This window comes from Amycolatopsis cynarae (assembly GCF_026802195.1).
GTDB lineage: Bacteria > Actinomycetota > Actinomycetes > Mycobacteriales > Pseudonocardiaceae > Amycolatopsis_E > Amycolatopsis_E rhizosphaerae.
In genome coordinates, this window is sequence record NZ_CP113836.1 from 6601059 (window position 1) to 6617966 (window position 16908).

A 16908-nucleotide genomic window follows, 5' to 3' on the forward strand; every position below is an offset into this window, starting at 1 on the left:
CGGACGCTAGCGGGCGAGGTGCCCGGCCACGATCGGCGCGACCTTGCGCACCACGTCGCAGGCCTTCGCCGGGTCGGTGTAGTTCTGCCCGGACAGGGCCACGAAGGACTTCGACGACAGGGTGACGGCCAGGTCGCACTCGACGTCCCCGAGCAGGCCCCGGTAGTGGTCCCAGGTGATTCCGCCGAACTGCTCGTGCCCGTCGGGCTGACTCGGGTAGTAGTCGCCGACCGGCAGGTCGGTGCTGTAGAAGACGGTGATCTCGCCGTCCGTCGAGGCGTCCGGCTTGCCGGAGTGCCAGACGCAGCCCGGCGGCACCCTGCTCTCCGGACGGCCCGGCTCCGGCTCGCCCGGCGCGCTCAGCCCGGCGGCAGCGGCCTCGTCGTTCGTGATCATCGAACACGGGTCGGTCGATGCGGCGGGCGCCTTGGTGACCCGGCCGGTCTGCGGGTGCGGGGTCCCCGGCACCGCGGTGGTGCAGGCGGTGGCCAGCAGCAGGCTTCCCACCACGGCGATCCGTCCTCGCATGGCGCTCCCCGGATTCCTCGGAAGATTCCCCGAACCGATTGTTTCGCGGCTCGAACCTAGCGTGTCCGCCAACGAAGACGGGCCGAAACGGTGATGCGGGTTCGCACGAAAGTGGTCACCCCCGGGTGCTGCGGAAACGGGCTGGTCGCGGTGGATACGCTGGAGGTGACCAATCCGGCTCGTACCTGGAGTACCGATGCACGACGCCCGCCTGCTGCTCGATCCCGGGACGGACGCGGCCGCCAAGCTGCGCCGTCGCGGGTATGTGCTCGACACCGACCGCCTCGGCAAGCTGGTGAGCAGGCGATCCGAGGTCATCAGCGAGGGCGACCAGGCACGGGCCCAGTCCAAGAAGGCCGCCGCCGACGTGCAGGCCGCGGCACGGCGCGGCGAGGACATCGCCGAGTTGCGCGAGCAGGCCCGCCAGCTCAAGGTGCGCATCGGCGAACTCGAGGACGAACACCGCCGGATCGAGGCCGAGCTGACGGAGTTCCTGCTCGCCGTTCCGAACCTCCCGCTGGACGAGCTGCCGGACGGCGCCACCGAGGAGTTCGCCGAGCAGATCCGCGCCTGGGGCACGCCGCCCGAATTCGACTTCACCCCGCTCGACCACGTGGACCTCGGCGAGCGGTCCGGCATCCTCGACCTCAACCGCGCCACGAAGCTCTCGGGCCCGCGTTTCGCGGTGTTCAAGGGTGCGGGCGCGCGACTGGAGCGGGCACTGGCCGCCTTCTTCCTCGACATCCACACCCGCGAGCACGGCTACACCGAGTTCTCGCTGCCCGCGCTCGTCACCCGGCAGACCATGACCGGCACCGGTCAGCTGCCGAAGTTCGAGGAGGACCTGTTCCGCACCGGCGTGGCCGAGCGGGAGCTCTTCCTCATCCCGACCGCCGAGGTGCCGCTGGTCAACCTGCACGCGGACGAGATCCTTCCGCTGGAGGAGCTGCCGCTGCGCTACACCGCGCACACCCCGTGCTTCCGCTCGGAAGCCGGCTCCTACGGCCGGGACACCCGCGGCCTGATCCGCCAGCACGAGTTCTCGAAGGTCGAACTGGTGCAGTTGGTGGCCGCCGAGAAGTCCCGCGAGGCACTGGAAGAGATCCTGACCCACGCGGAGGCGCCACTGCAGCGGCTCGGCCTCGCCTACCGGGTGATCAAGCTGCCCGCCGGGGACATCGGGTTCTCCGCGCAGATCACCTACGACATCGAGGTCTGGATCCCGAGCCAGCAGACCTACCGCGAAATCTCCAGCGCCTCGGACACCGGCACCTTCCAGACGCGGCGCGCGAACATCCGCGGCAAGGGCAAGGACGGCAAGCGGGGGGCGGTGGCCGCGCTGAACGCCTCGGGCCTGCCGATCGGCCGCACGCTGGTCGCGCTCGTCGAGCAGAACCAGCGCGCGGACGGGTCCATCGGCATCCCGGAGGCCCTGGTGCCCTACACCGGGTTCACCGAGATCAAGCCGGACGGCAGCGTCACCCTCGCCTGACGAACCGCGCGATGATCTCGCCGAGCCGTTCGCCGGCGTCTTCCTGCAGGAAGTGGCCGGCGTCCGGCACCGTCGGATGGTCGAGGCCCGCGGCGCCCCTGACGGCGCGCCGAAGGACCGGGGCCATCGGCGAGGTGATCGGATCGCCATCGGAGAAGGCGCACAGCAGCGGCATGTCCATAGTGGACAGTGTGCTCCAGGCGCGCCGGTTGGCCTCGGACGCCGGATCGTCCGGCCTCGTCGGCACCAGGCCGGGCATCGCCCGCGGGCCCGCCTTGTAGAGCTCGTTGGGAAACGGCGCGTCGTAGGCGGCGCGCACCTCGTCGGGCAGCCGGGTACGGCAGCCGGACTGGACGAACCGGCCGATGTCGAGCACCGGCGCCTTCGCCACTGCGTTCCGGAACGCCCACCAGGCCTCGGGCATGTCCTGGTCGCCGGTGGGCAGTCCGGTGTTCGCGGCGACCACACCGGCGAACCGGCCGGGATGCTCGGCCACCAGACGCAGTCCGATCAGCCCGCCCCAGTCCTGCCCGACCAGGGTGACCTCGCGAAGATCGAGCGCGTCGAAGGCCAGCGCCCGCATCCATTCCACGTGGCGGGCGTAGGTGTGCGCGGCGGCCTCGACGGGCTTGTCCGAGCGGCCGAACCCGACCAGGTCCGGCGCGATCGCCCGCAGCCCCGCGTCGGCGAGCACCGGCAGCACCTTGCGGTACAGGAACGACCAGCTCGGCTCGCCGTGCAGGAGCAGCACGACCGGCCCGTCCGCGGGCCCCGCCTCGACGTAGCCGATCCGGATGATGCCTTCTCTGGGGTCGTCGATGTCGGCGTAGAGCGCCGGGAAGTCGAAGTCGGGCAGGTCCGCGAACCGGTCTTCCGGTGTCCTCAGCAGCCGCACACAGCTCAGCCTAGGAGATGGCGACGGCCACGACGAGCCCCAGCGCGAGATGCGCCGCGGCCACCACGAAGCTGGCGGGGGCCAGCTTTTCGTGCTCGATCGCCGTTCGCATGTCGATCCGGGTGGCCCATTCGAGCAGCCGGACCGCGAACACCTGCACCACGATCCCGAGCAGGCCGTACACCAGCGAGGTGATCAGGCCCTCGGTGAGATCACTGGCCGAGTTGAAGATGGCCACCACGATGATGAACGCCATCGACAGGATGCCCGAGGCCGTCACGATGACGGCGTTGGGCAGCCCCCGGCGCACCAGCGCGGACAGTTTGCCCGGCGTGGTGAAGTCGATCGCGTAGAAGCCGACCAGCATCAGCAGCAGCCCGACGACGCCGTACAGCAGGATCGCGCCGATCCCCCTGACGAGGTCGGGTCCGAAGTTGTCAGCCAGCGCGAGGGTGGTGGTCACGTGATCTCCCGGTCGATTCGTTGTGTTGCGGGGTGTTTATCACGATTCCGGGATGCGGTGGGGCACGAAGGCCGCCCCGTCGTCGGTGACCAGCCCCGAGGTCTCGCGAATCCCGAGGCCCGCCGCGCTGTCGCCCACGATCCACGCACCCAGCGCCGGCCGGAAGCCGTCGAACTCCGGGAGCGGGTCGAAGGCCTGGTAGACGTATCCCTCCGCCCCGTAGACGCCGGGGGTTTCGGTCTCGTATCCGGTCGCCACGATCTGCACGTTCGCGCCTTCCCGGCCGAGCTTCGGTTTGCGCACGTACTCGGTGAGCAGACCGGGGTCATCGGTGAAGGCGGGCAACAGGTTCGGGTGGCCCGGGTAGTTCTCCCACAGGATCGCCAGCAGGGTCTTGTTGGACAGCAACATCTTCCACAGCGGTTCGATCCACAGCGTGCGCGGCAGCGTCTCCACCGCGTGCCTGCCGAACTCCTCGTCGACCACCCACTCCCACGGGTACAGCTTGACCACGGTGTTCATCGGCGCCTCCGCCAGGTCGACGAACCGCTTCAGCACCGGATCCCAGCCGATCTCCTCGATGGCGAGGCCGATCGTGTCCAGGCCCGCCTCGGCCGCGGTCTCCTGCAGGTAGGAGATGGTGATGTGGTCCTCGCCGGTGGGGTCGGCGGTGGACCAGGTGCAGTACAGCTCGCTGGACGGGAGCAGCCCGCGGATTTCCTGCCAGCGTTCGACCAGTTTCTCGTGTATCGAGTTCCACTGGTCGTCGTCCGGGAACACCTCGGTCTTCCAGTGCCACTGCAGCACCGAGGCTTCGAGCAGCGAGGTCGGGGTGTCCGCGTTGTACTCGAGCAGCTTCGCCGGGCCCCTGCCGTCGTAGCGCAGATCGAAGCGGCCGTAGAGGTGCGGGTCGCGGCGCTTCCACGACTCCGCGATGTGCGGCCACACCCATTCCGGGATGCCGAACTCGGCGTAACGCTCGGTCAGGATCACGTTGTCCACCGCTTCGAGGCACATCGAATGCAGCAGTTCGACGTCCGCCTCGAGGGAGAGCACCTCGTCCATCTCCAGGACGTAGTGCACCGACTCGTCCCAGTAGGGCCGCACCTTCCCGTCGCCGTACCGCGCGGGGCTACCGAAGACCAGGCCCTGTTCCTCGACGATGCGCTGCCAGTCCCCGCGCGGGGCGCTCGTTCCTCTGCGCACTGCTCTTCCACCCTTGTTCGACGCGACTCATACCGGAAGGACGCCTGGTGCCGGAGGAGCCGTGCCGTGAGGGGAGTCCTTCACGGCAACCCGAAGACCCGCACCGCCAGGCGGTTACGAACCGCTGCTGCTCTTACTGCTGATGCCGAAACCGCCGCGCTGCACGGTCTTGCCGGATGAGGTCTTGACCGTGGTGTGGCCCGAAGGCTTGGTGTAGCTGCCGCCGACCACGGTCGAGCCGATCCGGCCCGAGCCGCCGTAGTTGTAGCGGTACTGCCCGTAGCTGTTGCCGAGCGGCAGGATCCAGAAACCGGTCCCGGAGTCGTAGTGGCCGCCGTGACTGGTCAGGTAGGTCTCGTCGCAGTTGTCGTCCGGGACGACGACGCCGTTGGCGTCGGTACAGACAGCGGTGGTCTCGTTCGGCACGCCCACCAGGTACCAGGCGGCGACCATCCCGACCAGGCCGACCGTGACGCCGCTGCCGATCAGCACCTTGCGCTTGCCTGCCGCCTTGCGCTCGGTTTCCGCCTGCGCCGCCTCGCGCTCTTCCTCTGCCGCGATGGCCTTCTGCCGGGCGCGCTGCTCGGCGAGCGTCGGCTCGCGTGGCTTCGTCGACTCGGGGTCCTGGAACCGCATCGAGCCCCGCGCTGCGTGGTCCGCCGGTGGTTGCTGCCCCTCCGGCGCGGTGTCTTCGGTCATCGAGCACACACTAGCCACCCGAGGGATGTCTTTGGGTCTCGACGCGGGCATTATTGAGCGCGATGCTCAAAGACGGCTTGGCAAGTAACACGCTGCGTACCCGGCTGGTGATGGTCGGTGGCTTCTTCGGGGCGATCCTGGCCCTGTCGCTGAGCGTCGCCTTCTCCTCGGGCAGCGGCATCACCGGCGGCGGCAAGGTCGAGGAGTCGCCGGAGGCGAAGGCCGCGTTCCATTCCGCGGCGGGCAACTGCCTCACCTGGAAGCAGCCCGACGCGTCGGACATCCACCTCGTTCCCTGTGCGCAGGAGCATCTGTACGAGGTGACGGGTGTGGTGAACATCGCCGACAAGTACCCGGCGGGAGCGCCGGCGCCGAGCGTGGACCAGTGGCGCGAAATCGCGCTGAACAAGTGCACCGACGGCACCGAAGGCTATCTGCACGAGAAGCTCGACCCGTACGGCAGGTTCACCGTCAGCGCGCTGCGGCCGGGCAACGACGAGTGGGCCGCGGGCGACCGGGACATGCGGTGCGTGCTCCAGTGGGCGGCGCCCGGCGGCGCGCTGCAGCCGATCACCGGTCCGGTGGCGGGCCAGTCGCAGGCCGCCGTGTGGGAGCCGGGCACCTGCCTCGCGCTCGCGGGCAAGACCGTCGGCAACCCGATCGCCTGCACGCAGCCCCACGCCTACGAAATCGTCGGCAAGCTCGACCTGAAAACGCACTTCACCAGCGGCTATCCCGCGCAGAAGGACCAGAAGACCTGGCTGGACACCGAGTGCAACAACGTCGTGCAGCGCTACGCCGGCGGGGTCGATCTCACCGCACAGCAGCTCACGCTGACCTGGGACCTGCGGGAACAGGAGAGCTGGGACGCCGGATCGACCCTGGTCAACTGCAAGGTCGGGGCGAAGCTGCCGGACAACAGCGGCCTGGCCCCGATCACCGGCAGCATCCGGCAGGCCGCGCAGGACGCGCCGCAGGACCCGAACCAGCAGGGCGGGCAACCGGGACAGACCCGGCAGTCCGGCTCGGGCGGCGGTAACTGACGCCATGCCCGTGGAGATGTCGCGGGCCCGCTTCGAAGAGCTGGTTTCCGAAGCCCTCGATGCCGTCCCGCCGGAATTCGCGCGGGCGATGGACAACGTGGTGGTCCTCGTCGAGGAGGAGAACGACGAGAACCCGGGCATCCTCGGTCTGTACCACGGTGTCGCGCTGACCCAGCGGACCTCCGACTACGGCGGGGTGCTTCCGGACCGGATCTCCCTCTACCGCCGCCCGATCCTCGGCCTGTGCGACACCGAGGAGCAGGTGGCCGAGGAAGTGCTGATCACGGTCGTCCACGAGATAGCGCACCATTTCGGCATTGACGACGAGCGCCTGCACGACCTGGGCTGGGGCTAGGACTGCGGGCTCCTCCATTACGGACACCGGAGATAACGGGACGGACGCGATGCTGGCCGAGCGGCGGTCCGAGTGCTGGAATGCGCTATGCGGACCGACCACGACGAAGTGGAGCCGGAGGAGCTGGCCGCGTCACGCCGCCCGCTCGTGCTGGCAGGGGTCACCGGATTCGTCATCGGCATCGCCGTCGTGGGCCTGCTCTGGCGGGTCTCCGGCAGCGGGGACGGCGCGATCGAGGACGCCAGGGCGGCCTGCGGGGCGCTGACCCGGGCAGGCCCGCTGCCCGACGGCTACGCCAACGGCACCGGACAGTCCGCGGTCGACCCCGGCACCGTCCGCCATGTCGTAGCGGCCAGGGAACTCTCCGCGGCGGCGGCCGCGGAGAGCCCGGTCTACGAGTCGCTGGCGGACCACCTGGACGGCGTGAGCCGGATGGTGATCAGCCTGAACTTCGGGGACCCGTCGGGCCGTTTCCACCTGAAGGCCGCAAGGGACCTCTGCGACCACCTGTGAACCAGTGCCCGAAAGCGGTTTCTACTGCGGGCCGGTGCCCTTCTCGAGGGTCTTCACGGTGAGCTGGTTGCCGGGGATGCCCGGGTTCGCGCAGGCGGTGGACGGCAGGTCGATGAACATCGACTGGGTCTCCTGCGGCGGGTAGACACGCAGGCCACGCGCCTGCTCGGGCCGGCAGGTGGCGGCGTCGTAGTTCTGCACGTTGACGAGACCGACGTCGGCGAAGGCGGACTCGCCCTTGTTCAGCGTGACGGCCGCACCCTTGGCCCCGTTGCGGGAGGCAGGCGCACCGATCTGGTGCCCGTCGTCGCCGCCCACGTAGGACACCCCGGGGAAGCCCTGGAGCACGCACTGGTGATCACCGGTGTTGGTGAAGATCAGCGGGCGGTAGACCGTTCCGGCGGCCGCGTCCCCGCGCCCGAGTGACAACTTCAGCTCACTCGATTTGCACAGGTTGTTCCCGATGCTCTGCCCGGACACCGCGCCACTCGAGGCCGGCCCGGTCGCATCCGGCTCCTGGCTCGGGGTCGAGCCGCCCGGGGCCGTCGCCGTGACGGTCTGGGTCTGAGTCTGGGGCTGGGGCTGCGCGCTGTTCGTGCCGTTGCCGCAGCCGGTCACGACCACGGCCAGGGCGGCCGCGGTCGCCACCAAGCCGATCTGGGGGATCCTCACTCGCACCATCATTCGCCTCCCTGGTTGAGCACTACCCGGAGGACGTCCGGTCCACACGGGGGTTGCCTCGGCCCGTGGAAGTTACTCACCAAGAGTGGGGACTCGTGGTGAACCCGCAACGACCCTGGTTCACATCGGCATGCCCACCCAGCTGAGGCAACGCCAGCCGCCGCCGGGTGCCGACTCCAACTCCACGATCCCGGTGTTGGGAATCAGCCCCTGGTCGGCCAGTTCGGGGCGGACGTTGTCGCTCAGCCATTCGGCGGACAGGCGGATGGCACCGCCGTGGCTCACCAGTGCGATGGCCCCCTCCGGCGCCGACGGCTCGTGCTTGGCCCGGAGCTCGGCGACCGCGGTGGTGAACCGCGCGTGCACCTCGTGGCCGCTCTCCCCGCCCGGCATGGAGACACCGAGGTCACCCCTGGTCCACGGGTGCACGGTGGCCGCATAGGAACGCAGCGCCTCCGGATCCCCCCGGCCTTCCAGTTCGCCGACGCTGACCTCGTGCACGCCCTCGACCAGTTGCACGTCCATCGCCAGCGTGGCCGCGAGCGGCGCCGCCGTCTGCTGCGCCCGGATGGCGTACGACGCGTACACGGCGACGATCGGCTCGGCGGCCAGCTTCTCCGCAAGCGATTGCGCCTGCTGATGCCCCAGTTCGGTGAGGGGCGGGCCGGGCAGTGCCGTGTCGAGGATCTTGCGGACGTTCGCCGTGCTCTGAGCGTGCCGGATCAGGTACAGCTTCACGCGAGATCTCCGTTCCGGACCGCCTCGACCCACGCGGCGGCGTCGACGAAGTCCTCGTTGGCTGCCGAGGGGGCGACGGTGGCCCGGACCCCATCGGCCCGGGGGTGGGAACCGAGGAAGCGCACCTCATGGCAGCGGCGGCGGAGCGCTGCCAGCGCGTCGCCGATCCGGGGTTCCGCGATGTGTCCCTCGAAGTCGAAGAAGAACCGGTACTCGCCGAAGTTGCCGCGTGCGGGGCGGGCGTCGAGGCGGGTCAGGTTGATCCCCCGGCCGGCGAGTTCGGTGAGCAGTTCCGCGAGCGCACCGGTGCGGTTGGCCGCCGCGGCCACCACCGAGGTGCGGTCGGCGCCGGTGGGTTCCGGCAGGGGCCGTCCTGGCCTCCGCACCAGCAGGAACCGCGTCTGGGCGTCGTCCACGTCGTTCACCCCCGTGGCCAGTACCTCCAGGGGGTAGTGCTGCACCGCGACCGGGGCGGTGACGGCGGCGTCGAGCTCTCCGGCCTGGACGGACACCGCGGCGGCGGCGGTGGAAGAGGAGGCGAGGGTGCGGGCACCGGGCAGATTGGCCTCGATCCACTCCCGCACCTGCGCCAGCGCATGCGGGTGGCTGCCCACGGTCTCGATCCTGGTGGTGCCGGGCCGCACGAGCACGGAAAAGTGCACCGGGAGCAGCGACTCGGCCACCGCGATGAGCGGCTCCCGTTCGGCGAGACCGTCCAGGGTCGCAGGCACCGGGCCCTCGACCGAGTTCTCCACCGGCACGCACGCGCTGTCGGCCTCGCCGCGGCGAACCGCCGCGAGCGCGAGCCGGATGGTCTCGACCGGGAACAGTTCGTCACCGGGACCGGCGAGGGTGCGCGCGGCCTGTTCGGTGAAGGTCCCCTCGGGTCCGAAATATGCGATCCTTGCCACCTCGACAGGTTACGCACCCGGTCGGCGCCGATCCGCCGCAGGCGCTGCGCCACATCACGGTTACGCCCGATCGGTTTTTTTGGCATGGTGTACCCCGTGACCGCCGAATCCGGCCTGCACGCCACCCGCGAGGGGATCGAGGATCTGGTCTCACCCCCCACTCCTTCCCTGGTGTTGTGCGCCCTCGACGAACACCTCGGCCGCGCCTGGCAGACGGTGGCGGACACCGTCCGCGGCGACGTTCGCGCGTACCGGGGCTCGGTGCTCGACGTGGCCGCCGACGCTGTCGTGAGCCCCGGCAACGCCTACGGCTGGTTGCGAGGCGGTGTGGACGCGCGCTACGCGCGTGCGTTCCCCGACGCCGAACAGCACGTGCGCAGTGCCGTTCTCGCCTATCACGGCGGCGAACTGCCGATCGGGGAGGCCGTGGTCGTGCCGACCGGAGAACCGGTCCCGGCCTGGCTGATCAGCGCGCCGATCCGGCGGGAGCCCGGCGAGGTGTTGCCGGAGGACACCGTGCACCCCTATCTCGCCGCGCGCGCGGTGTTCCTCACCTGGCGCGACGGCCGGTTCGAGCACGGCGTGGAAATCCGTCGCGCGGTGCGCACGATCGCCATGCCGGGGCTCGGCACCGGTGTCGGCGGCGTCACTCCCCAGACCTGCGCCCGGCAGGTCGCCGCGGCCTGGACCGAGGTGTTCGGGGCCCGCTGACCTGCACCTCCGCTTTCGTGCCGATGCGCCTGGCGGCGGGGTGTAGTAAGTCACAGAGCGTTTCCCGCCCGTAAGACCTACCGTAAGAACAGCGTTACGCAGACATCGGCGCCGGCCCAGCGACGGGCAAGGAGTGTGGGAATGGCACGGGTTCTCCAGGTCAGCCCCTACGTCGAGCTACACCGGGAACAGTGGCGGGAACTGCGTCGCAGTACCCCCCTTCCGCTCACCGCCGAAGAACTGCTGCGGCTGCGGGGTCTGGGTGAACAGGTCGACCTCACCGAGGTGGCCGAGGTCTACCTGCCGTTGTCCCGCCTGATCAACCTTCAGGTGGCGGCCCGGCAGCGGCTCTACGAGGCGACCACGACGTTCCTCGGCGAGGACACCCGCGGTACCAAGGTGCCGTTCATCATCGGTATCGCCGGCAGCGTCGCGGTCGGGAAGTCGACCACCGCCCGCCTGCTGCGGACGCTGCTCGCCCGCTGGCCCGATCATCCGCGCGTGGATCTGGTGACCACGGACGGATTCCTGTACCCGGCCGCCGAACTGAGGCGCCGCGGCATCATGCACCGCAAGGGTTTCCCGGAAAGCTACGACCGGCGAGCGCTGCTGCGTTTCGTGACGGAGGTCAAGTCCGGAGCCGAAGAGGCCAGGGCGCCGGTGTACTCGCACCTCGCCTACGACATCGTGCCCGGCGAGGAACTGGTCGTCCGCCGTCCGGACATCCTGATCATCGAGGGCCTCAACGTGCTGCAGCCGGGGCCGAGGCTGACGGTGGCGGACCTGTTCGACTTCTCGATCTACGTGGACGCGCACACCGACGACATCGAGCGCTGGTACGTCGAACGGTTCCTCGAACTGCGCAAGACCGCGTTCTCCGACCCGGCCTCGCATTTCCACCACTTCGCCGGGCTGCCCGACGACGAGGCACGCGCCGAGGCGACCCATCTGTGGCGCACGATCAACGAACCGAACCTGATCGAGAACATCCGGCCGACGCGCCCGCGAGCCACCCTCGTGCTGCGCAAGGACGCCGATCACTCCATCAACCGGGTCCGGTTGCGGAAGCTGTAGGCAAGATCAGCCGTTCGGCCGATCCTGATCGGCGGCCACCAACCGGTTGGCCGATACCGTGATCCACCGGCGAACCGCACCCTGGTCAGTAGGAAATACACCCTGACCAGGGAGGAGCAACACCGATGATCACGATCATCCTCACGTGGATCGGGGCGCTGCTGGGTATCGCGGTGCTGCTGGCCATGGCGGTCGGCGCGTTCGCGTTGGACTTCAACGACGTGCTGGCGAGTCGGCGCCAGAAGGCGCCGGAAGGCACCGCCGGCCCGTAAGACGGCTCAGCCGAGCTCGTCGAGGGCCTGGCAGTACTCGTCGATGTCGAACTCCAGTTCGTCTTCCTCGCCGGGCGCGAGGCGTTCTTCGAGTACCTTCGCCAGTTCCTCGAGCACCTGGTCGCGGTCGAGTCCCTTGTCCCGCAACCGCCGCGCGGCCCGCCACACCTCGGCGGGCTCCCCGTCCCACAGCTGGTCCACGAGCGTGGAGTAGGCGGCGAGCCGGAGGAAACCGTCCTCGTCGAGGTCGTCCTCGGCCAGCGAGTCCTGGAATTCGGGGTGTTCGGCGAGGGCGAGCAGGCGCCGCTGCTCGGGGTCGGAGGGGTCGAGTTCGACCTCTTCGCCGCCGAGTTCGGTGACCACTTCGGGAACCGCGAACCGCCGCCGCTCGAGCAGTTCGGCCACGCTCTGCTCGTCGAGGTCCTCGAGGCCGTCCAGGTAGGCGTCCATTGTGGACTCGCCCTCCAGGTCCCGCTCGTAGAGCCGGTCGTCCACCGCCTCCAGCAGGGACTCGGTCGCCTCTTCGGACAGGCCGTCGCGGCTCGCGCCCCAGCGGGCCCAGGCCGCCAGCACCTCGGGCAGGACCTCGTCCTGCTCCTCGGTCAGCGCCACGTCCCCGTCGTCGACGTAGTCCACAAAGGACGCCAGCTTGTCCGGGCCGACCCGCAGCGGCCGCCGCGGATCGTGCTCGACGCCGAACTCGATCAGGCGCAGCACGCACACGCGGGCGGCCTCGGTGTCCGCGACGTCCGCGGTCGAGCGGAAGAACTCGTCGATGATCTCGGCCTGGTCCTCGGTGGAAAGCACCTGCGGCGGATCGACCGGCTCGGGCTCCGGCAGCACCCGGAGCCGGGCCTGCGCCAGCGCGCGGAAGCGCACGTAGTCGTCGGTGATCTCGGGCTCGTCCTGCAACTCGGTGCCCACGAAGGCATCGGCGAGCAGCTGGTGGGCCCGGCCGGGGCTGATCCGCTCGCAGGTGATCAGGCCCCCGCTCTCCGCGGCCTGGGTGTGCATCTCGGCCACGACCTCGTCCGGCGCCTCGACGATGACGGCCTCGTCGGCCCAGCCGCCGTGGATCGCGTAGCCGATCGAGACGAGCAGCCCGTGCGCACCCTCGCCCTCGCCGAACACGCACAGCACGGAACTCGCGTCGCCGTAGACGTCGGCGGTGCGCCAGCAGTCGCCGACCGTCACCTGGTTGAGCCGCCCGGCCCAGGCGGGTTCGTCCCGCCCCAGCTTCTCGAGGGCGAGCCCGGCGGCCGCCCGCTGCTCCTCGGTGCCCGCCAGGCTGCGCAGCACGGCCAGCGGCGCGACCAGGCGCTCCGGCTCGGGGGCGGCCGCCGCGAAGTCGATCAGTTCGGCGGCGAGGTCGTCCCCGGCCTCCCACCATTCGCCGAGGATCTCGGAGGCGAGCAGCTCGACCTGCAGGGGCTCGGTGTCCGGGCCCAGCTCGTCGAACTCACGCAGGACCTCTTCGAGGAGTCCCCGCACGTTCTCGGTCTCGGCGGACTCCTGCGACGGCAGCTCGGTCATGGGCACATCGTCGCACCGGGAGGACTCGGGGGTGCGGCCGGGATCACGATCGGGTCCTGGGCAGGGCGATCCGCGCGCGGCGGATCTCGTCGAGCAGCCTGACCTTGCGTTTGTGGGCGGTGACGAGCCCGGCCAGGTACTCGGCGAACTCCTCTGGCGTACCCGCCTTCCGGTGCAGGGTGCGCACCTTCCGCAGCATCTGGGCCGCCTGCTCGTACTGGCCCGCCCCCTTCTGCCCGATCAGCGAGTCGATGTGGGTCCGGTAGACGGCGATCGCGTCGGCCGGATGCTCCGCCTCGCGGAGTCCGGCCAGTTCGAGCCGCACCGCCGGGGAGCAGGCGTAGCGCTGGGCGGCCTCCCATGCCTCGTCCGGCCGCTCGTCCGCGAGCAGGGCGCGGACCAGCTCGTCGGCGGCCGTGGCGTCCTCGGGGGCACGCCGTGTGAGCAGGGCGATGGGGGATTCCGGTTCCGGCTCGGCGCTCACCCGGGCGGGTGCTTCCGGCCGGGTCTTCGCGGGCGCCGGGACCGGCCGGGAGTCCCCGTTGAGCGCCCGGGCGGCGTAGGCCACGGCCTCGGTGGTCCGCCCCGCTGCCCGCAGCACCCGCACGATCTTGAGGCTCACCTCTTGCCGTGGCAGGCGCCGGGAGAGGATCTCCAGCAGCGCGTCCACGTCGCCGGAGATCTCGGCGAGCTGTTCGGCGAGACGTTCGGCGGTTCGCCGCCTGGCCTCATCCGGCCCGGCCTCCGCGAGTACCTCGTCCACAGTGGACTTGATCTTCTCGAGCCCGTCCTCTCCGAGCGCGGAGGCGAACTCGGCGAGGTCGGTTTCGGGCCCGCCAGGTCCGTCGAACTCCCTGTCGATGATCCACCGTGCGAGCTCCTCCGGCCGGGGCGGATGCGCCGCGCAGGCCCGCGCGTAGAGACGCACCGCCCGCCGCAGCTCCGCGCCCATGGCCCCGGAGGGGTTCTCGCGCCTTCTCACCGCGCCGGTGATCCGATCCACCGCGCGACGGGCGAGCGGGGCCAGATCGGCGCGCGTCCCGGAATCGAGCAGGCGCTGCAGGGTGTCCAGCACCGCGCCGATCTTGGCCGCCTCGTCGAAACCCTCCTGCGCGGCCCCGGCGCGGGCCGTCGCGGGCCCGTCCAGCAGGTCCCGCACCTCGGCCAGCTCGCCGCCGGGCTCCCCGGCGCGCCGCAGCAGCCGCTCACGCAGTTCGGGATCGCGCTCCGCCTGCTCGGTCAGCAGCTCGGCGAGCGTTTTCACGTCGAGCGAGCGAAGGTAGGCGCGAAGATCCGTCACCCCGCATATCTTGTCGTACCGCCGTTCGGCCTAGAAGAAGTAGCCGCCGTACTCGCCGTTCTCGATCTGACCGAGCAGCGGCACGGGCGAGGTTTCCGGCTCACCGACGGGATACCGGCGCCAGTGCCCCAGCTCGCGAGACCAGTAGTACAGCGTCCACAGCCCGTCCGTGCCGTACCGCAGCTGCGCGAAGGCGCGCTCGGCGCCACCGAACGGACCGCTGCCCTCGGCGTCCGCGCGCTTCTCCACCAGCGTCACCATGCGCCCGCGCCAACGGGACATAACCCGCGTTTCGCCACGTTTCACCACTGGCGCCTGCCGTTCACACCAACGATCGATCTGCCGTTGCTGGAGTTCCGGGATCGCGGACATACCCTCAGTGATACCGCATCCCGATCACGACCCGCGGATGGAGTAAAGCCGTCCCCCTTCCCCCAGAACGTGATTCTGGTATTTCATGAGCGCGTGGATCCGATCGTGAAGACCACGCGGGGCGCCGTGCGTGGCATTCCTGGCACCGGTTGCGTCGCGTTCAAGGGCATTCCCTACGCCGCCCCACTCGACGGCCTCCGCCGGTTCCAGGCGCCGGTGGCCGCCCCGTCGTGGGACGGCACGCGGGACGGGAGCCGGTTCAGCGCGGACCCGCCCCAGGGCACCTTCCTCCCCGGACTGCCCTCGGCCTGGCAGCCCACGCAGTCCACCGACTGCCTGAGCGTCAACGTGTGGACCCCGGATCCGGGCGCCCGCGGCCTGCCGGTGATGGTCTGGCTCTACGGCGGCGCCTTCCTGATCGGCACCAGCCGCCAGCCCGACTACGACGGCGCCACCCTCGCCGCGGGCGGTGTGGTCGTGGTGACGGTGAACTATCGCGTCGGTTTCGAGGGCTTCGGCTGGCTGCCCGGCGTTCCGCAGAACCGCGGCTTCCTCGACCAACTGGCCGCGCTGCGCTGGGTGCAGGACAACATCGCCCGGTTCGGTGGCGACCCGGACAACGTCACGCTGTTCGGCGAGTCCGCGGGAGCCACCGCGGTCGCCGTCCTCACCGCGGCAGGCGCCGCACGCGGCCTTTTCCACCGCGCCATCGGCCAGAGCATCGCCAACGGCTGCCTGCGGGAGACGCGCGCGAGGAGGACTACCGAACGCATCGCCGCCGCGCTGGGCGTGCCCGCGACGGAGGTGACCGCGGAGGCGTTCGCCCGGATCCCGGCCGAAGACATCCACCGCGTGCAGAGCGTTCCGGGCGAGATCACCCCGTACGGTCCGGTGATCGACGGGGATCTGATCGTCGACCACCCGTGGCTCGGACTGCGCCCCGAAGTGGACCTGATCGCCGGGTACAACCGCGACGAGTACCGCCTGTTCGTCCTGAACGAGCCCTCGTCGGTCCAGGATCCGGCGGCGAGCGCCGAAGCCTTCGGAGTGTCGCTGGAAGACTACCGGGCCGCCTACCCAGCGATGTCCGACCAGGAACTGCACGTCCTCATCCGCTCCGACGCGATCTTCCGCATCCCCGCCATCCGGTGTGCCGAAAACCATCCCGGCCGCAGCTACAGCTACGAGCTCACCTGGTCCGGGCCCGTGCTCGGCGCGTGCCACGGGCTCGACGTCCCGCTCACCTTCGGTTCCTTCTCCGGGCCGCTCGGCACCATGCTGCTGGGCAACCCGGTGCCGCCCGAGGCCGAGATGCTGAGCGCGCAGATCCGCAAGGCATGGCTGTCGTTCGCCGCGACCGGCGACCCGGGCTGGCCGGAATACGAACCAGGGACGGCGCTGACCCGGATCTGGGACGTGCCGGTTTCGGTCGTTTCCGACCCGGAAGCCACGTCACGCCGGATCTGGGCGCGAAGCACGTAACCTCGAGGTATGGCGATCGAGGTGCTGCTGGTCGACGACCACGAAGTGGTCCGGCGCGGGCTGCGGGAACTGCTCGGCGACGAACCGGACATCGAGGTCGTCGCCGAGGCGGGCAGCGCCGACGAGGCACTGGCCGTGGCGATGCACGTCGAACCGGACGTGGCGGTGGTGGACGTGCGGCTCGGCAACGGCGAAGACGGCGTGACGCTGTGCCGGGAGCTGAGGTCCAAGCCCAACCCGCCGTACTGCCTCGTCCTCACCGCCTTCGACGACGAGGAGGCGATGGTCGGCGCGATCATGGCCGGGGCCTCGGGCTACCTGCTCAAGCAGGTGCGCGGGCAGGACGTGGTCAACGCGGTGCGCGAGGTCGCCGCGGGCCGGTCGCTGCTCGACCCGGTGAGCACGGCTCGCGTGCTGGACAAGCTTCGCCACCCGTACGAGGACGAGCTGTCGCGGCTGACCGAGCGGGAACGCAGCGTGCTCGAACTGATCGGCGAAGGCCTGTCCAACCGGGAAATCGCCGAACGCCTCTTCCTCGCCGAGAAGACGGTGAAGAACTACGTCACCTCGGTGCTGGCGAAGCTGGGCATGCAGCGCCGGACGCAGGCCGTGGCCTGGGTCGCGCGCCACGGCAAGTGAG

General features: G+C 70.2%; 20 protein-coding genes. 9 read left to right on the forward strand and 11 right to left on the reverse strand.

Going from position 1 to position 16908, the window contains the following annotated elements; translation table 11 throughout:
• Window positions 1–6: 6 nt before the first annotated feature.
• Window positions 7–528, reverse strand: coding sequence for a DUF3558 family protein (locus ORV05_RS31890; RefSeq protein ID WP_268755599.1), 522 nt, complete (start codon window positions 526–528; stop codon window positions 7–9).
• A 196-nt stretch (window positions 529–724) separates the two neighbouring features.
• Between ORV05_RS31890 and serS the strand changes: the two genes are divergently transcribed.
• Entirely contained in the window at window positions 725–2020 is a 1296-nt protein-coding gene (gene serS, locus ORV05_RS31895; protein ID WP_268755600.1) for a serine--tRNA ligase, read from the forward strand.
• Here serS and ORV05_RS31900 read toward each other — a convergent pair.
• From ORV05_RS31900 to ORV05_RS31915, 4 genes are all read right to left on the reverse strand, one after another.
• Window positions 2007–2915: a haloalkane dehalogenase gene (locus tag ORV05_RS31900; protein WP_268755601.1), complete on the reverse strand. Its 909-nt coding sequence runs from the start codon at window positions 2913–2915 to the stop codon at window positions 2007–2009. The two genes, serS and ORV05_RS31900, sit on opposite strands and share 14 nt — an antisense overlap.
• Window positions 2916–2925: 10 nt before the next feature.
• Complete coding sequence (locus ORV05_RS31905) at window positions 2926–3378, reverse strand: DUF350 domain-containing protein (RefSeq protein WP_268755602.1); 453 nt, start codon at window positions 3376–3378, stop codon at window positions 2926–2928.
• Between the two features lie 39 nt (window positions 3379–3417).
• A complete protein-coding gene (locus tag ORV05_RS31910; protein ID WP_268755603.1) occupies window positions 3418–4584 on the reverse strand; it encodes a glutathionylspermidine synthase family protein in 1167 nt (388 codons plus the stop codon).
• A 114-nt stretch (window positions 4585–4698) separates the two neighbouring features.
• Window positions 4699–5283: a hypothetical protein gene (locus tag ORV05_RS31915; RefSeq protein WP_268755604.1), complete on the reverse strand. Its 585-nt coding sequence runs from the start codon at window positions 5281–5283 to the stop codon at window positions 4699–4701.
• A gap of 62 nt (window positions 5284–5345) precedes the next feature.
• Between ORV05_RS31915 and ORV05_RS31920 the strand changes: the two genes are divergently transcribed.
• The 3 genes from ORV05_RS31920 (at window position 5346) to ORV05_RS31930 (ending at window position 7194) form a co-directional block, all read left to right on the forward strand.
• Window positions 5346–6326, forward strand: a complete 981-nt coding sequence (locus ORV05_RS31920) for a septum formation family protein (RefSeq protein ID WP_268755605.1) — start codon at window positions 5346–5348, stop codon at window positions 6324–6326.
• A 4-nt stretch (window positions 6327–6330) separates the two neighbouring features.
• Entirely contained in the window at window positions 6331–6681 is a 351-nt protein-coding gene (locus tag ORV05_RS31925; RefSeq protein WP_268755606.1) for a metallopeptidase family protein, read from the forward strand.
• A gap of 87 nt (window positions 6682–6768) precedes the next feature.
• The gene (locus ORV05_RS31930) at window positions 6769–7194 is read left to right on the forward strand and encodes a hypothetical protein (RefSeq protein ID WP_268755607.1); all 426 of its coding nucleotides are present in this window, start codon (window positions 6769–6771) and stop codon (window positions 7192–7194) included.
• A 21-nt stretch (window positions 7195–7215) separates the two neighbouring features.
• On the opposite strand, the gene ORV05_RS31935 is transcribed toward ORV05_RS31930, so the two are convergent.
• The 3 genes from ORV05_RS31935 to pheA all read right to left on the reverse strand — a co-directional run bounded on the left by ORV05_RS31935 (window position 7216) and on the right by pheA (window position 9524).
• Window positions 7216–7878: a DUF4232 domain-containing protein gene (locus tag ORV05_RS31935; RefSeq protein ID WP_326938103.1), complete on the reverse strand. Its 663-nt coding sequence runs from the start codon at window positions 7876–7878 to the stop codon at window positions 7216–7218.
• Window positions 7879–7995: 117 nt separating this feature from the next.
• Complete coding sequence (locus tag ORV05_RS31940) at window positions 7996–8613, reverse strand: histidine phosphatase family protein (protein ID WP_268755608.1); 618 nt, start codon at window positions 8611–8613, stop codon at window positions 7996–7998.
• A complete protein-coding gene (gene pheA, locus ORV05_RS31945) occupies window positions 8610–9524 on the reverse strand; it encodes a prephenate dehydratase (protein ID WP_268755609.1) in 915 nt (304 codons plus the stop codon). The genes ORV05_RS31940 and pheA overlap by 4 nt, the downstream gene beginning before the upstream one ends.
• Window positions 9525–9620: 96 nt before the next feature.
• Here pheA and ORV05_RS31950 point away from each other — a divergent pair, with 96 nt between their 5' ends.
• The 3 genes from ORV05_RS31950 (at window position 9621) to ORV05_RS31960 (ending at window position 11581) form a co-directional block, all read left to right on the forward strand.
• Window positions 9621–10235 (forward strand): macro domain-containing protein, encoded by a 615-nt coding sequence (locus tag ORV05_RS31950; protein WP_268755610.1) that lies wholly within the window; start codon window positions 9621–9623, stop codon window positions 10233–10235.
• A gap of 141 nt (window positions 10236–10376) precedes the next feature.
• Window positions 10377–11309: a type I pantothenate kinase gene (gene coaA, locus ORV05_RS31955; RefSeq protein WP_268755611.1), complete on the forward strand. Its 933-nt coding sequence runs from the start codon at window positions 10377–10379 to the stop codon at window positions 11307–11309.
• Window positions 11310–11434: 125 nt separating this feature from the next.
• A complete protein-coding gene (locus ORV05_RS31960) occupies window positions 11435–11581 on the forward strand; it encodes a hypothetical protein (protein ID WP_186382286.1) in 147 nt (48 codons plus the stop codon).
• Window positions 11582–11587: 6 nt separating this feature from the next.
• On the opposite strand, the gene ORV05_RS31965 is transcribed toward ORV05_RS31960, so the two are convergent.
• Genes ORV05_RS31965 through ORV05_RS36600 form a run of 3 tightly spaced genes read right to left on the reverse strand, consistent with a single transcriptional unit; the run spans window position 11588 to window position 14786 of the window.
• Complete coding sequence (locus ORV05_RS31965; RefSeq protein WP_268755612.1) at window positions 11588–13114, reverse strand: hypothetical protein; 1527 nt, start codon at window positions 13112–13114, stop codon at window positions 11588–11590.
• Between the two features lie 43 nt (window positions 13115–13157).
• On the reverse strand, window positions 13158–14414 hold the full coding sequence (locus ORV05_RS31970; RefSeq protein WP_326938104.1) for a DUF6880 family protein: 1257 nt from the start codon (window positions 14412–14414) through the stop codon (window positions 13158–13160).
• Window positions 14415–14444: 30 nt separating this feature from the next.
• Window positions 14445–14786, reverse strand: coding sequence for a DUF3024 domain-containing protein (locus ORV05_RS36600; RefSeq protein WP_144584668.1), 342 nt, complete (start codon window positions 14784–14786; stop codon window positions 14445–14447).
• Window positions 14787–14879: 93 nt separating this feature from the next.
• Here ORV05_RS36600 and ORV05_RS31980 point away from each other — a divergent pair, with 93 nt between their 5' ends.
• Both ORV05_RS31980 and ORV05_RS31985 read left to right on the forward strand, forming a co-directional pair.
• Window positions 14880–16268 (forward strand): carboxylesterase/lipase family protein, encoded by a 1389-nt coding sequence (locus ORV05_RS31980; RefSeq protein ID WP_268755613.1) that lies wholly within the window; start codon window positions 14880–14882, stop codon window positions 16266–16268.
• Window positions 16269–16277: 9 nt separating this feature from the next.
• Window positions 16278–16907 (forward strand): response regulator, encoded by a 630-nt coding sequence (locus ORV05_RS31985; RefSeq protein ID WP_144584666.1) that lies wholly within the window; start codon window positions 16278–16280, stop codon window positions 16905–16907.
• Window position 16908: the final 1 nt, after the last annotated feature.

Bases quoted from the DNA above. Each gene is read 5' to 3' on its own strand.
- ORV05_RS31920 (WP_268755605.1), top strand. From the start codon at position 5,346: ATGCTCAAAGACGGCTTGGCAAGTAACACGCTGCGTACCCGGCTGGTG.
- ORV05_RS31930 (WP_268755607.1), top strand. From the start codon at position 6,769: ATGCGGACCGACCACGACGAAGTGGAGCCGGAGGAGCTGGCCGCGTCA.
- ORV05_RS36600 (WP_144584668.1), bottom strand. From the start codon at position 14,786: ATGTCCGCGATCCCGGAACTCCAGCAACGGCAGATCGATCGTTGGTGT.
- ORV05_RS31985 (WP_144584666.1), top strand. From the start codon at position 16,278: ATGGCGATCGAGGTGCTGCTGGTCGACGACCACGAAGTGGTCCGGCGC.
- ORV05_RS31925 (WP_268755606.1), top strand. From the start codon at position 6,331: ATGCCCGTGGAGATGTCGCGGGCCCGCTTCGAAGAGCTGGTTTCCGAA.
- serS (WP_268755600.1), top strand. From the start codon at position 725: ATGCACGACGCCCGCCTGCTGCTCGATCCCGGGACGGACGCGGCCGCC.
- ORV05_RS31965 (WP_268755612.1), bottom strand. From the start codon at position 13,114: ATGACCGAGCTGCCGTCGCAGGAGTCCGCCGAGACCGAGAACGTGCGG.
- ORV05_RS31890 (WP_268755599.1), bottom strand. From the start codon at position 528: ATGCGAGGACGGATCGCCGTGGTGGGAAGCCTGCTGCTGGCCACCGCC.
- ORV05_RS31935 (WP_326938103.1), bottom strand. From the start codon at position 7,878: ATGATGGTGCGAGTGAGGATCCCCCAGATCGGCTTGGTGGCGACCGCG.
- coaA (WP_268755611.1), top strand. From the start codon at position 10,377: ATGGCACGGGTTCTCCAGGTCAGCCCCTACGTCGAGCTACACCGGGAA.
- ORV05_RS31915 (WP_268755604.1), bottom strand. From the start codon at position 5,283: ATGACCGAAGACACCGCGCCGGAGGGGCAGCAACCACCGGCGGACCAC.
- ORV05_RS31960 (WP_186382286.1), top strand. From the start codon at position 11,435: ATGATCACGATCATCCTCACGTGGATCGGGGCGCTGCTGGGTATCGCG.